Origin of the sequence: Pantoea sp. BRR-3P, from assembly GCF_039621635.1 — a bacterium.
Classification (GTDB): Bacteria; Pseudomonadota; Gammaproteobacteria; order Enterobacterales; family Enterobacteriaceae; genus Pantoea; species Pantoea floridensis.
Map to the genome: position 1 here is coordinate 2,566,048 of NZ_CP155066.1, position 14,581 is coordinate 2,580,628.

13 protein-coding genes are annotated in these 14,581 nt (G+C 52.5%); 1 reads left to right on the forward strand and 12 read right to left on the reverse strand.

The features are described 5' to 3' along the window. Window positions 1–4: 4 nt before the first annotated feature. Complete coding sequence (gene cmoM, locus AAGR08_RS11960) at window positions 5–775, reverse strand: tRNA uridine 5-oxyacetic acid(34) methyltransferase CmoM (RefSeq protein WP_097097559.1); 771 nt, start codon at window positions 773–775, stop codon at window positions 5–7. A 124-nt stretch (window positions 776–899) separates the two neighbouring features. Between cmoM and elyC the strand changes: the two genes are divergently transcribed. After that, entirely contained in the window at window positions 900–1,685 is a 786-nt protein-coding gene (gene elyC, locus AAGR08_RS11965; RefSeq protein WP_345826965.1) for an envelope biogenesis factor ElyC, read from the forward strand. Here elyC and AAGR08_RS11970 read toward each other — a convergent pair. From AAGR08_RS11970 to aroA, 11 genes are all read right to left on the reverse strand, one after another. Then, a complete protein-coding gene (locus AAGR08_RS11970; RefSeq protein WP_097094362.1) occupies window positions 1,665–2,558 on the reverse strand; it encodes a YcbJ family phosphotransferase in 894 nt (297 codons plus the stop codon). The two genes, elyC and AAGR08_RS11970, sit on opposite strands and share 21 nt — an antisense overlap. Window positions 2,559–2,668: 110 nt before the next feature. Beyond that, on the reverse strand, window positions 2,669–3,418 hold the full coding sequence (gene kdsB / locus AAGR08_RS11975; protein ID WP_345826966.1) for a 3-deoxy-manno-octulosonate cytidylyltransferase: 750 nt from the start codon (window positions 3,416–3,418) through the stop codon (window positions 2,669–2,671). Then, window positions 3,415–3,597, reverse strand: a complete 183-nt coding sequence (locus AAGR08_RS11980; protein WP_039332435.1) for a Trm112 family protein — start codon at window positions 3,595–3,597, stop codon at window positions 3,415–3,417. The genes kdsB and AAGR08_RS11980 overlap by 4 nt, the downstream gene beginning before the upstream one ends. Window positions 3,598–3,686: 89 nt before the next feature. Continuing rightward, the gene (locus AAGR08_RS11985) at window positions 3,687–4,904 is read right to left on the reverse strand and encodes a winged helix-turn-helix domain-containing protein (protein WP_345826967.1); all 1,218 of its coding nucleotides are present in this window, start codon (window positions 4,902–4,904) and stop codon (window positions 3,687–3,689) included. Between the two features lie 22 nt (window positions 4,905–4,926). Continuing rightward, on the reverse strand, window positions 4,927–5,928 hold the full coding sequence (gene lpxK, locus AAGR08_RS11990) for a tetraacyldisaccharide 4'-kinase (RefSeq protein ID WP_345826968.1): 1,002 nt from the start codon (window positions 5,926–5,928) through the stop codon (window positions 4,927–4,929). Continuing rightward, the gene (gene msbA / locus AAGR08_RS11995) at window positions 5,925–7,673 is read right to left on the reverse strand and encodes a lipid A ABC transporter ATP-binding protein/permease MsbA (RefSeq protein ID WP_097094366.1); all 1,749 of its coding nucleotides are present in this window, start codon (window positions 7,671–7,673) and stop codon (window positions 5,925–5,927) included. The genes lpxK and msbA overlap by 4 nt, the downstream gene beginning before the upstream one ends. A 34-nt stretch (window positions 7,674–7,707) precedes the next feature. Then, the gene (locus tag AAGR08_RS12000) at window positions 7,708–9,966 is read right to left on the reverse strand and encodes a DNA internalization-related competence protein ComEC/Rec2 (RefSeq protein ID WP_345826969.1); all 2,259 of its coding nucleotides are present in this window, start codon (window positions 9,964–9,966) and stop codon (window positions 7,708–7,710) included. A gap of 201 nt (window positions 9,967–10,167) precedes the next feature. After that, window positions 10,168–10,452, reverse strand: a complete 285-nt coding sequence (ihfB, locus tag AAGR08_RS12005; RefSeq protein WP_003849360.1) for an integration host factor subunit beta — start codon at window positions 10,450–10,452, stop codon at window positions 10,168–10,170. A gap of 86 nt (window positions 10,453–10,538) precedes the next feature. After that, window positions 10,539–12,215, reverse strand: a complete 1,677-nt coding sequence (rpsA, locus tag AAGR08_RS12010; protein WP_049851017.1) for a 30S ribosomal protein S1 — start codon at window positions 12,213–12,215, stop codon at window positions 10,539–10,541. 120 nt (window positions 12,216–12,335) lie between these two features. Continuing rightward, window positions 12,336–13,016, reverse strand: coding sequence for a (d)CMP kinase (cmk, locus tag AAGR08_RS12015; protein ID WP_097094368.1), 681 nt, complete (start codon window positions 13,014–13,016; stop codon window positions 12,336–12,338). 198 nt (window positions 13,017–13,214) lie between these two features. Then, window positions 13,215–14,501: a 3-phosphoshikimate 1-carboxyvinyltransferase gene (gene aroA / locus AAGR08_RS12020; RefSeq protein WP_345826970.1), complete on the reverse strand. Its 1,287-nt coding sequence runs from the start codon at window positions 14,499–14,501 to the stop codon at window positions 13,215–13,217. Between the last annotated feature and the right edge of the window lie 80 nt (window positions 14,502–14,581).

Consider the following 14,581-nt stretch of genomic DNA (forward strand, 5'->3'; position numbering starts at 1 on the left):
CCTTCTAGCTGGGTTTGCGCGCGGTCACGTGGATATAGCGCCCTAAACTTAAAAAGGGCTCCTGGCGACAGAAACGCCGTTCCATCTCAATGATTTCCTCAACGCTCTTCCCTGCGCCGGGTTGCGGCTTCATGTAATCGCAGAAGACGCGAATGCCCGCACGTCGTTCAATTTCAAATCCGCAGTGTGTTAGCCAGCGCGTCACATCATCAGGATCGCGTGGGAAATCCGGCGACAAAGTACGCTTTTTGCGTTTGCTCATATTGGCGCGCATATAGCCGAAATTGCCGAGCGTCAGGGTGCGGAAGGTTAAGCCGTGTGCGTTATAAAACATCAGTGACAGTACGCCGCCGGGCTTTAATGTATGCCATAACGCCTGCAGCACCTCTTCTGGCTGCGCGACCCATTCCAACACCGCGTGAAACAATACCAGATCAACCTGCGTATCCAAATGTTCGCCCACCTGCTGGGCGCTAATTTGTTTGAATTGCATGTTGTGGCTCACACCCGCGTTATGCGCATGGGCTTCCGCCAGCTTCAACATCTCGGCAGAGAGATCGCATAGCAGCACCTGATGACCGCGCGCGGCCAAGCCGCTGGAGATTTGTCCAACGCCCCCACCGGCATCCAGCACCGAAAGCGGCCCGGCGGGCAACGTTGGCAGCAGAGCTTCCAGCTCGTCCCAAACAATCGCCTGCCGTACCTGACCTTTGCGCGTGCCATAAATGTTCTGTGAGAATTTGTCCGCCAGATCGTCAAAGTTACGATCCTGCATGATGATGGCTCCGCTTTGCTGCATTCAACTTGTGCTATTTTGTCACAGGCTCATCAAGAATGAACCTTTCATGCCGCAGTAACTGTCTGGCTGCTGTTTTTTCGGACAAAAGGAGCAATATTCAATGTTTTTCGCATTAAAAAAAGTCATTGGTGGGATGTTGCTACCCTTGCCGCTGCTGTTATTACTGATGGCAGCGGGACTTTTGCTGCTCTGGTTCAGCCGCTGGCAAAAAAGCGGTAAAATCTTCATCTCTTGCAGCTGGCTGCTGCTGTTGCTGCTGAGCCTGCAACCGGTGGCCGATCGCCTGCTGTCGCCGCTGGAAACGCACTATGCGACCTGGAACGGTCATGAGCCGGTTGATTATATCGTGGTGCTGGGTGGCGGCTACACCTTCAATCCGAATTGGGCGCCGAGTTCCAACTTAATCAGCAATAGCCTGCCGCGCGTGGCCGAAGGTGTTCGCCAGTGGCGACGCTATCCGCAGGCAAAAATGATCTTTACAGGTGCGGCCGCAGGAGAGAATCCACGCAGCAGCGCCAGCGTTGCCGCTGAAGTGGCAGAAAGTCTTGGCGTGCCGCGCAGCGCGATAATCCAACTGGATCAGCCCCGAGATACCCTTGGCGAAGCGCGGGCGGTGAAACAAACCATTGGCGAACATCCCTTTCTGCTCGTGACCTCTGCCAATCATTTGCCACGCGCAATGCAGTTCTTCCAAAGCGCCGGCATGAATCCGCTCGCAGCACCGGCTAATCAACTGGCGGTAACCTCGCCATTGAACTGGTGGGAACGCGCAATCCCGTCGCCATTGTGGCTTGGCCACAGTGAGCGCGCGATCTATGAATCGCTGGGGCAAATCTGGCAGAAACTGCGCGGTGACGAGCTCAGCTCAACCCAACCAGGGGAGTAATTGCGTGCGCGCGTGATCGAAGCGCGGACGGTCAAACTGTCCGCTACTCACCAGCGTGTCGACGCAATCCCACAGCTGATATAACCAGCGTCGCCAGATAAACCCTTCTGCAACAGGCGCACGCTGTAAATAGTGTTGCAATAATGACGCTTCGGCTCCGCTATCCGCCAGCCGCATCAGCTCATATTCGCGCGGAGCCCAGAGAATATTGCCAGGCTGCATCATCGCAATCAGCTGATCGCTATGTGCATCTTTTAGCATGCTGGCGAGGCGAAGGTTGCCGTGAATTAACACGCACGGATCGTCAAATCCATTAAAAAAACGCGGCAATAGTTGGCGACTGCGGAACAAAATCTGCCGATCTTCCAGCGTGAAAAAGGGCGGCGTCAGATATCCTAGCGTCGACCACAGCACATCAACTCGCTGGCGATACCATGCAGGCCAGGTATTTTCTTGTACGCTGTCGACGCTGCCGACTAAACCCTGACTGTCGATGCGGTGCCAGGCCAGCACGCCTTCCACAATTTGTTCGCATAATTGCTCCCAGCGCGCGGCGTTGCGCGTTGGGGCTTCCGCCGATACGCCATTAAAACGCGCCATTAGCAGCATCTCATGCGCGGGTTTTTGCTGGCTAAGCACCAATCCAAATACCGCAGGCACGGCGATCAAGCCATCATGGCCCAGCATCGTGAGTTTCTTCGCTTCCAGCGCGGCGCGTCCCTGATGACGAAAATACTTCGCCACCAGCGGCATCGGCTTGCCGGCGTTATCGTAAAGCGCGTACAGCCGCGTATGCGCCTGCTCGCTAATAGTTTCGAGGCGGCTGATGCTTTCACCCAGCACCAGCGCCAGTTCTGAACGGAGCTGTTCCATGCGATATCCTCCGAAGTCAAAAGGCTAGAATATGCTGGAGGTGATGGTGGCGAGAAACTTAGCGCCAGATCAAACTTTAAGGCCAGCGAGAGCCGCTGGCCGGTCGGAGATTAACCTTGCATCGCGAGGCGAACCCGCTCAAGGTCTTCCGGCGTATCCACCCCAACACTGGGTATGGCTTTTGCCACCGCGACGTGAATTTTCTCACCGTACCATAGCACCCGCAGCTGTTCGAGTAGCTCAATGTGCTCTAACGGACAAGGTTCCCATGCTATATAGCGACGAATAAAACCGGCGCGATAGGCGTAAATACCAATGTGCCGTAGTAACGTGTCGCCAATCTGCTCACGCGAATGGGCATAACGTTCACGATCCCATGGAATGGTGGCTCGCGAGAAGTACAGCGCGTAACCTTTAGCATCCATGACGACCTTAACGGCGTTAGGATTGAATGCCTCTTCCGCATCGATAATCGGTACCGCCAGCGTTGCCATGCCCGCCTCGGACTGTGCCAAATTGGTGGCCACCTGGCGTACTATTTCCGCCGGGATCATTGGCTCGTCGCCCTGAACATTGACGATAATGGTATCGTCAGCAAACTGATACTTCTCAACGACTTCGGCCAGACGTTCGGTACCCGATTGATGATCCACGCGCGTCATGCAGACTTCGCCACCCGCTGCCGTTACGGCCGCAGCCACATCAGGATGATCGGTCGCGACAATCACCCGATCGGCTCCCGATTCACGGGCGCGTTCCATTACGTGCAGCACCATGGGTTTGCCCTGAATATCCACCAGCGGTTTACCCGGCAGGCGTGTTGAGGCGAAACGCGCCGGAATAATGGCAACAAAACTCATGGATGGATCTCTTCAACAGAGAGCGTACGAGCTTCTACTTCGAGCAGTACCGGAATCCCGTCACGTACCGGGAAAGCCAGGCCATCAGGTTTACAGATCAGCTCTTGCTGCTCTTTGTTGAAATACAGTTTTCCGTTGCAAACCGGGCAGGCAACGATTTCGAGTAAACGATGATCCATTATCTTCTCCTTCAGGACCGATTCAGACGATTAGCATATCATAATAGCGTGTGCGAAATGGGCGTACCGACGCCCGTATCTCAACGGCTTCAGCATCCAATCAACCAGCGGCTTGACCACGCTGCCAGCAATTCAGCAGGCGCATTTTCGATAATCACTTCTGTAGCACCTTGCCACTGAGCAAAGCGATTAATGGCCTTCTTTACGTCATTAAGAAAGGTGTTGCTCAGGCGCACACCCGGCTCCAGCCAGAATGCGCGAATGACCAACTGCTGTGCCTGGCGCTCCATTTTGGCATCGATGCGAGCCTTCAGTGCCCCGCGATGCAATACCGGCAATACAAAATAGCCATACTTGCGCTTCTCGGCGGGCGTGTAACACTCAATACGGTAATCAAAATTAAACAGTTCTAGCGCGCGCCGCCGATCCCAAACCACCGGATCAAACGGCGAGAGCAGGACGGTATGCGTTGCCGACAGCGGCTTTTCCAGCAACGGAAGCAGTGTTTGGTGCAGCCACATTTCCCCGAGCTGCTCCACCTCAACGCGAACTATCTCCCCACGCGCTGCAGTTTCCGCCAGCCACGCTTTTAGCGGCGCACGTTTAAGACGATAATAATCCGCTAACCAACTGACGCGAAAAATGCCAAGACTGCGCGCGCTGTGATGCAACATCTGTATTACCGCTTCCTCTTCGCTTAACGCATGCTGTTCATCAATCCAGTCTGGCATCACGCGGCTATGCAGATCGTAAACCCGCTGGAAATTGCGTCGCTCCACCACCATCAGCTCACCGGCGCTAAATAAGTTTTCTAAATGCCGTTTGTGAGGCTTCCACGCCCACCAGCCGGGTTTGGTTTGTTTATCATGGCTAAAGTCGGCGGCGCGTACCGGACCATTAGCTGCAATGTGCGCCAGTAGCTCAGCAATTTCCTGCTGATGTTCATCTACCCATTGCGCGCTGTACTTCCAGCCAAGTCGTTGTGGCTGCAACATACGATGGCGAAGCAAGGGGTAATCTTCGAAGGGGATAAAGCAGGCTTCATGCGCCCAGTACTCAAACAACTCACCGGCTGCCAGCGCCTCCTCCAGCCAATGGGCAGGATAAGCGCCAAGACGGCTATACAGCACCAGATAAGGGCTACGCGCTACAACATTTATTGTGTCAATCTGCAGCAAGGACATCTGGCGCACGGTAGCGTGAATATCGGTGAAACGTGCGCGCCGGCCCAAAGGACGTAACAGTCCCTGGGCAGCCAGGTGCAAATGGCGAGCGGTTTGTAATGACAGGGAAGCAGTGAGGTTCATAACTCTTTTCCCATTGCGAAGATTAGTGCGAGCGGGCGTAGCGCGCCATCGAACAGAGTTGGACGATATCGTCTAACAAGGTTGAAACGGTTGCACCTTGCAAATGAGCATCTACTGGCAGGTACCACCAATTAGGTTGGGCAAACTGACGGCATTTCACCGCATCTTTTTCCGTCATGAGCAGGCATTGTTTAGCATCTGTCAGCCGGGATAATTCGTCTTCGCTGTATGCGTGATGGTCGGCAAAGGCGATTTCTGCTACCGCCTTGATGCCTTGCTGTTTGAGCGTATTGAAGAAGCGAGGAGGATGTCCAATGCCAGCCATTGCCACGATTTCAGGTAATTGGTCCAGTGATGCGGTGGCACCACTCACGAGATTTATTGCCTGGCCCGGCCGCAATGTCATAGCGATTTCGTCGCCTTGCGCCTCCCCACCGTTAACGATCACCGCATTGACTTCCCGGAGCCGAGAGGCGCGCTCTCGCATTGGCCCAGCCGGTAACCACCAGCCATTACCAAAGCGGCGCATACCATCCACCACCACAATTTCGCGATCGCGCTGCAATGCATAGTGCTGCAGGCCATCATCGGTAATGATGACGTCCAAATCGTGTACAGCAAGCAAGCCTTCCACAGCCAGCCGACGCTGGGGTGCAACGGCAACTGGCGCCTGAGTACGCTGCGCGATCAATACCGGTTCATCCCCGGCTAATGCCGTAGAGGTCTCCCCCGTTACCAGTAGTGGATAACGAGCTGCCTTACCACCGTAACCACGCGACACTACGCCAGCGCGTAACCCGCGTTGTTGTAATGCCTGCACCAGCCAGATCACCACCGGTGTTTTACCATTACCACCCGCGGTAAGATTACCGACTACCACAACGGGGCATGGCGCACGCCAGCTTTTGCGCCAGCCGCGTTGAAAGCTGAGGCGAATCAGCCAGGTGATCGCCCCATACAATACACTCAACGGCCAGAGCAGCAGCCATAACGGTGAGCGCCCGCTCCAGATGCGTTCAATCATTGACCGAACTGCAGCTTGTGAAGTTGCGCATACGCGCCCTTCTGTTCTAACAGCACACTGTGCGTGCCGCGTTCCACGATGCGACCATCTTCCACAACGACGATTTCATCGGCTTTTTCGATGGTCGACAGGCGATGCGCAATAACAAGCGATGTACGATTTTTTTGCAGCTCATCCAGCGCGGCCTGAATCGCACGTTCTGATTCGGTATCGAGCGCGGAGGTTGCCTCATCAAGAATCAAAATTGGGCAGTCACGCAGCAATGCACGGGCAATGGCAATGCGCTGGCGCTGTCCCCCTGAGAGCAGCACACCATTTTCACCGATCACTGTATCCAGACCATTATCCATCTTTTTGATGAAGTCCATGGCATGTGCCATGGTTGCGGCCTGTTCAATCTGTTCACGGGTGTACTGACCGTTGCGGGCATAGGCGATGTTGTTGGCAATGGTATCGTTGAAAAGATGCACATTCTGAGAAACCAGAGCCACCTGATTACGCAATGAGCGCAGCGTATATTCACGCAGATCGTGACCATCAAGCAGAATTTCACCGCTATCAATATCATAAAAACGCGTCAGCAAACTGGCCATAGTGGATTTACCAGAACCTGAACGGCCCACCAGCGCCACTGTTTTGCCAGCAGGCAGCGACAGATTAATATCGCGCAGCGCGGGGATTTCACGCCCTGGATAAGTAAAGGTCACATTCCGGAATTCAACATCACCATGAGCACGTTCTATTTCACGTTTACCTTCGTCAATTTCCTGTTCGCTGTCGAGAATCGAGAACAGGGTCTGACAAGCTGCCATACCGCGCTGGAACTGCGCGTTTACGTTGGTTAACGACTTAAGCGGTCGCATCAGCGCAATCATGGAAGAAAACACCACGGTAATGGTACCGGCGGTGAGCGTATCCATTACGCTTGGGAAGCTTGCTGCATATAACACGAAAGCAAGCGCCAGCGATGCAATCAGCTGAATAACAGGGTCAGAGATAGAAGATGCAGACACCAGTTTCATGCCCTGCTGACGCATTTTATTGCTCACCTGAGAAAAACGGTTGGCTTCCACTTCCTGGCCACCAAAGATCAATACTTCTTTATGACCTTTCAGCATTTGCTCGGCACTGGTGGTGACTTGTCCCATCGTGTTCTGCATATTTTTGCTGATGCTGCGGAAGCGTTTGGAAACAGTACGAATCGCAAAGGAGACAATTGGAGCTAACACGATGAGAATCAGTGAAAGTTGCCAACTGTAGTAAAACATCATGATGAACAGGCCGATGATCGAAGCACCTTCACGCACGACCGTGACCAGTGCGCTCGAAGAAGATGAGGCAACCTGTTCAGAATCATAGGTAATGCGTGACAGCAAGGTACCCGTTGATTGCTGGTCAAAAAATGTTACCGGCATGCCCATCATATGGCCGAATAAACGACGGCGCATGTTCATTACCACATTGCCGGAAACCCAGGATATGCAGTAGCTTGAGATATAGCTGGTTACGCCACGGACCAACATCAGGCCGATCACCACCAGCGGCATCCACAGCATTACGGATCTGTCAGCTTTACCGAAGCCGTCATCCAGTAAAGGTTTCAACAGAGAGAGCATCAGGGTGTCGCCTGCCGCATTGAGTATCAGCGCCACTGCTGACACATAGAGGCCAGCCTTGTGGGGCGCAATCATCGGCCAGAGTCGGCGGAATGTCTGCCACGTTGAGAGATCTTTATCTTGATGCATTATTTATTCACGCTGTTTGAAATAGCCGCTCATTCTACCTGGAATCACGTTTGACGCCAAACCACTGATGATACCAACGAGGCTTTATTTGTTCTCTTAACCCCTTAATTTGCCAATGCCCCTGCCTGACACTGATATGAATCTGCCCAGATTGAGCGGTGTCAAACCACATGTAACCCTGCTGAAGATAGCGCTGGACTACGGCTTGTGCCGGCATACGCCAGGCGTTATAACGTGCCACCGAAGCAAATGCCGCCTGCCCTGCAACATTACGTAACAGTAATGGTCCCGAAGATGTGCGACTGCCATGATGAGGAACCTGTAACAACGTCGCTTTCAGCGACTCTTTTTCCAGCGCGACAATTTTTCTCTCCGCTTCTAACTCAATATCTCCCGTGAGTAAAAGACTCACTCGTCCATCGTCGACGCGTACCACGCATGAATCATTATTTTGCCCTTCCGTTTGATTAACTAGCGGCCATATGGCGGTGAATTGCAATTTACCCCATTGCCATTGCTGCCCGCGATGGCAAGGCATATGCCCCGCTTCTGACAAGGCGCTACGAATTTCTATGCTCGGATTAGCGCTAACGAGTGAGTGTAGTCCACCGCGGTGATCCAGATGCTTGTGGCTTAATATCAGTGAATGCAGCTTGCGGCCGTGATAGTGCAGCCACGGCAGAATAACGCGCGCCCCCGCATCATCCTGCTTCCAACCGGGGCCAGTGTCATACAGCATCACGTCATCACCCTGCGTAATGGCAATCGCTAAACCGTGGCCTACATCAATCATGTCGATTTGCCAATCATCACGCTGTGTATTACTACGCCAAAGGAAAAGGACGACGGTCAAACTAATACAAGGCATTATGCTGCGATAAATCAACCCGCTACGCCAGAACAGCAATCCCCCCCAAATCAGCATGAGAGCGGGTAACGTATCGCTCCATGCCCACCAGCCCGCAGGTAACCACTGTAATCCTTGCATCACTTTACTTACCGAAAAATCGGCCAGGTGCCACAACCCATTCGAAATCGATGGCAAAGGAAAGAGCATGGCCAACAATATCAATGGCACCGTGATAAAAGAGACGACGGGGACCGCGATAAGATTCGCGATCAGAGCACTTAGGCTAATTCCCTGGAACAGAAAAATCTGTAACGGTGCCATCAGGATCATCATGCCTAACTGGAGGTGCAGCAGTTGCAGAGGTAACCATCGTCGCTTACTGCGAAAATGATGCGCTAAAGCAAACCACTGATACCATGCAATCAACATTGCCACCGCAAGTGCCGATAACCAAAAGCTTTCTGATAACACGGTTAGCGGATCAAGCCACAGTAATCCCGCAATGCAGAGCGTCCAAACTTGCCATCCACTCATTTGCCAACCGGCAGCACGGATTGCTATCCAGAGCATGAGGGCTAGCAACGCGCGCTGTGCCGGGGCATGGTTGCCGGAGATCCAGCCATAAGTTACTGCGGTAAAAGCGCTGACTGCTAGCGGAAACAAATAGCTCATTAAATGTGCCGGTAGGATCCCCTGTATGACACGCGCCAACAGCCACCCCACGCTAGCCGCAAGCGCGATATGCATGCCAGAGATTGCCATCAAATGAGCCGTTCCGGTTTCACGCAGCAGCCGTCGCTGCTCATCGGTCATATTGTCACGTATACCAAACGCGAGGGCCTGCACAATTGCAGGTTGCTGTAATGCAGAAAAAGCAGGCAAGTGATAATTGATTAAGCGCGTTCGCCAACTACAAGTTAGCGATTCTGGCCGCTGGCTGATAATTCGACCTTGCAGCGGTATATGGTTGGATAATGCAAAGCGCTGAATATCGAACTCGCCTTCGTTTAGCCTGCCGTGAATAGCACGTAATCGCAGCCTCATCTGCCAGCGTTGACCGGCGCAGAATGGTTGTTCCGCCGCGGCATAGTTAAGTGAGGCATATATTGGCGGAAACTGATAACGCTCGCCGACACGAATGATTTGTACGGTTAACTGCTGCTTTTCTTCGCGAACGTCGGTGATACGTACTGTTGCGTCTACAGGGGCAGCAGCCAAATACTCGATGGTATTGATAATATGCCGGGCTTCCATCAGCGCCCAAGCCAGCATTAATAAGCCAACGCCGGCCAGACGTAACCATTGCTGCGGCATCAGTCCGAGCAGAACAGCAAATCCCACGGTGGCGATTATTACGCTGGTTTGCGGTATATGCGGCAATACTCCTAATGGCAACGCTGCCACTATCATTATTCTGGCCAGCACTATCCAGCTCATCTGCATTGTTACTCTCCTTGAGAAGAGTAAGAGTTTGCATCGCAGGCGAACATTTAGCTTTGGTGAAAAAGTGGCTTACAGAGAGGGATTCAGAAGTTTTTCAGATATTACATTTGCTGCAACAGCATTTTGGGAGCTAAAGCACACGCCTGGTTACAGTCAAAAAAAACGACACTCAAAAGTGTCGTTTTATCGTTCGGTAACGGCTTAGCCGTAGATGTTCGCACGGTCACGCAATTCTTTGCCCGGCTTAAAGTGGGGAACGTATTTACCTTCCAAATCCACTTTATCACCCGTTTTCGGGTTACGCCCGGTACGTGGTGCACGGTAATGCAAAGAAAAGCTGCCGAATCCCCGGATTTCAATGCGCTCGCCCTGTGCCAACGTAGTGGCCATGTGCTCAAGCATCTCTTTGACTGCATCCTCAACGACTTTCGCCGGAATATGAGTGTGCTGGCCAGCAAGTCTTTCAATCAGTTCTGACTTGGTCATGTAACCTCCGGTTAATCCTTGTTTGGAAAGGTATGACAGCTTTTACCGAAACCGGACGATTTGCATCGTCCGGTGCTTTAGGTCGATTACTCGCCTTTAGCCGCTTTGAACGCTTCAGCCATTGCGCTAGAGAAGTTGCTGCCTTCATCCTGTTTAGTGTTAACAGTGTTGATAGCTTCTTTCTCATCAGCCTGGTCTTTAGCACGAACAGACAGGCTTACAACGCGGTTCTTACGGTCAACGCCGGTGAATTTCGCTTCAACGTCGTCACCAACACTCAGAACCAGAGTTGCGTCTTCGATGCGGTCCAGAGAAGCTTCAGAAGCGCGCAGGTAACCCTCTACGCCGTCAGCTAATTCTACTGTAGCACCTTTCGCGTCAACTGCAGTGACTTTACCCGTCACGATAGCGCCTTTCTTGTTCAGGGTGATGTAGTTGTTGAATGGATCTTCAGCCAACTGCTTCACGCCCAGAGAGATGCGCTCGCGCTCTGCATCAACCTGCAGTACAACGGCAGCGATTTCGTCGCCTTTTTTGTACTCACGAACGGCTTCTTCGCCAGTCGCGTTCCAGGAGATGTCAGACAGGTGAACCAGACCGTCGATGCCACCGTCCAAGCCGATGAAGATACCGAAGTCAGTGATTGACTTGATTTTACCTTCAACACGATCGCCTTTGTTGTGGGTCTCTGCGAACAGCTGCCATGGGTTAGATTTGCACTGCTTCAGACCCAGGGAGATACGACGACGTTCTTCATCGATGTCCAGAACCATTACTTCAACCACGTCGCCTACGTTAACAACTTTAGACGGATGGATGTTTTTGTTGGTCCAGTCCATTTCTGAAACGTGTACCAGACCTTCAACGCCTTCTTCGATTTCAACGAAGCAGCCGTAATCAGTCAGATTGGTTACACGACCGGTCAGCTTGGTGCCTTCCGGATAACGCTTAGCGATAGCTACCCATGGATCTTCGCCCAGCTGTTTCAGGCCCAGAGATACGCGGGTACGCTCGCGGTCGAACTTCAGCACTTTAACAGTGATTTCGTCGCCCACGTTGACGATTTCGCTCGGATGCTTAACGCGTTTCCAAGCCATATCGGTAATGTGCAGCAGGCCGTCAACACCACCCAGATCCACGAATGCACCGTAGTCAGTGAGGTTCTTAACGATACCTTTAACTTCCATGCCTTCCTGCAGGTTTTCCAGCAGCTGATCACGCTCAGCGCTGTTCTCAGATTCGATAACCGCGCGACGTGAAACCACGACGTTGTTACGTTTCTGATCAAGCTTGATTACTTTGAATTCAAGCTCTTTGCCTTCCAGGTGCAGTGTGTCGCGAACCGGACGAACGTCTACCAGTGAACCTGGCAGGAACGCACGAATACCGTTCAGCTCAACTGTGAAGCCACCTTTAACTTTGCCGTTGATAACACCGGTAACAGTTTCAGCGTCTTCGTAAGCTTTTTCCAGCGTGATCCAAGCTTCATGACGTTTAGCTTTCTCACGGGACAGCAGGGTTTCACCGAAGCCGTCTTCTACTGCGTCCAGCGCAACGTCAACTTCGTCGCCCACCTGGATTTCCAGTTCGCCGGCTGCGTTCTTGAACTGCTCTGCAGGAATAGCAGATTCAGATTTCAGACCCGCATCAACCAGAACTACGTCTTTGTCGATAGAGACAACAACGCCACGAACGATGGAACCCGGACGGGTTTCGATTTCTTTCAGGGACTCTTCAAAGAGTTGAGCAAAAGATTCAGTCATATTGATAATCTTAGGATTCTTCAATTTAACGTCCACCTGACTTCATTGTCGGATGGGGTTGTTTCACATGCCCTGCACCGGGTCCTTGGTACAGGGTTACAGCAATTCATTTGCCGACGATTAAATGCCTAATTTACTTTTGGCATAATCAAGTGCCTTTTCAATCACTTGCTCGATAGACATACTGGTTGAATCCAGTACCAAAGCATCTGTGGCAGGCACTAAAGGCGCGATTGCGCGACTACGATCGCGGTCATCACGTTCCTTTATCTCGGATAAAAGGCGATCAAAGTTAACATTAAAGCCCTTCTCCTGCAACTGTAGCATACGGCGGTGCGCGCGCTCTTCCGAGCTGGCGTCGAGGAAGATTTTCACTGGAGCATCAGGGAAAACCACCGTGCCCATGTCTCTTCCATCGGCGATTAAACCGGGCTCTTCGCGGAAGGCTCGTTGGCGGCGCAAAAGCGCTTCACGTACACGTGGAAAAGCGGCAACCCGCGATGCGGTATTACTCACTTCTTGCGTACGTATTTCACCAGTGACATCTTCACCTTCCAATACAACCTGCATTTCACCCTCTACCGATAAAAAACGCACGTCGAGGTGCGCAGCCATCGGCACCAATGCTTCTTCAGATTCGATATCAACCTGATGGTGAAGGGCAGCCAGCGCCAAAACGCGATAAATGGCGCCTGAATCCAGCAAGTGCCACTGCAACGACTCCGCCATCGCTTTACATAATGTCCCTTTACCCGCGCCACTTGGCCCATCGATGGTAATAACCGGGGCGATTGCCGTCATTGTTCTCTCCTGTTGCTGCGTGCTTATTGTCAGCCTTCTTGGCCGCCTTGGATTGCGCGGCATTATACGCTGCCTGCGAGAGGTTCGTTACCCTTTAGCTTAGACAGCGCTAGAAATATAGACAGATTCAGAGAAATTTCCGCCTGATAAGGCCAGGTGAGAACAAAGAAGCCCGGTACGATGCACCGGGCTGGGTCATTAAGAAGCGTGGCTAATTTTCGCCAGCTGCTGGAAATAGTCCGGGAAGGTTTTCGCCGTACAGCCGGGATCAAGGATCGTTACCGGCGTATCGGAAAGCGCGACAAGAGCGAAACACATTGCCATCCGGTGATCGTTATACGTACCGATGTCCGCATGCTGCAGTTGTTCAGGTGGTGTAACGCGAATAAAATCGTGTCCCTCTTCCACTTCAGCGCCGACTTTACGCAATTCAGTAGCCATGGCAGCCAGACGATCGGTCTCTTTCACGCGCCAGTTATAAATGTTACGCATCAGGGTGGTGCCTTGAGCGAACAAAGCGGTCGTGGCAATAGTCATCGCCGCATCGGGAATATGGTTCATATCCATGTCGATAGCGTTAAGTGAACCACGTGTGCAAGAGATGTAGTCATCTCCCCATTCAATCACTGCGCCCATTTTTTCAAGTACATCTGCAAAACGGATGTCACCTTGAACGCTGTTGCGACCAATGCCCGTCACGCGCACCGTACCACCTTTAATGGCTGCCGCAGCGAGAAAATATGAGGCTGAAGACGCATCACCTTCCACAAGGTATTCACCCGGCGACAGGTACTGCTGTTGTCCCTGAACGACAAATCGCTGATAGTTTTGGTTATCAACATCTACGCCGAAACTACGCATCAGATGCAGCGTGATGTCGATATAGGGCTTGGAAACCAAATCGCCTTTGATGGAGATAATAGTATCTTGCTCTGCCAGCGGTGCAGTCATCAGCAATGCGGTTAGGAACTGGCTGGAAACACTGCCATCTACGCTAACTTCACCGCCCACAAATCCACCATTGAGACGCACGGGTGGATAGTCGGTCTGCTCCAGATAATCGATATTCGCCCCACCCTGACGCAGTGCGTCAACCAGATGGCCAATCGGGCGTTCTTTCATACGCGGTTCGCCAGTCAACACTACCGATTGCTGGCCCAAACACAGCGCAGCCGCCAATGGGCGCATTGCCGTTCCTGCATTACCGAGAAATAGCTCGAGCGATTTTTCTGCTTGCAAAGGTCCAGCGTTACCTACAACTTCACACACCGTGCGATCGGCTGAGAGAGTGAATTGGACACCTAACGCATGTAGCGCGTTCAGCATATGTTTGACGTCATCGCTATCAAGCAAATTGGTCAGGCGCGTAGTGCCTTTTGCAAGTGCAGCCAGCAAAAGTGCGCGGTTAGAAACACTTTTGGAACCCGGCAAATTTACCGTGCCGTCAACGCGAGTAATCGGTTGTAGAGTCAGGGAGTCCTGCATGTGAAACCAAATCTCCAGAAAATACGAGACCCCATCGTGTGACGGGGCCTGATACCAGTCAGACTGGCATGAAAAGAGGG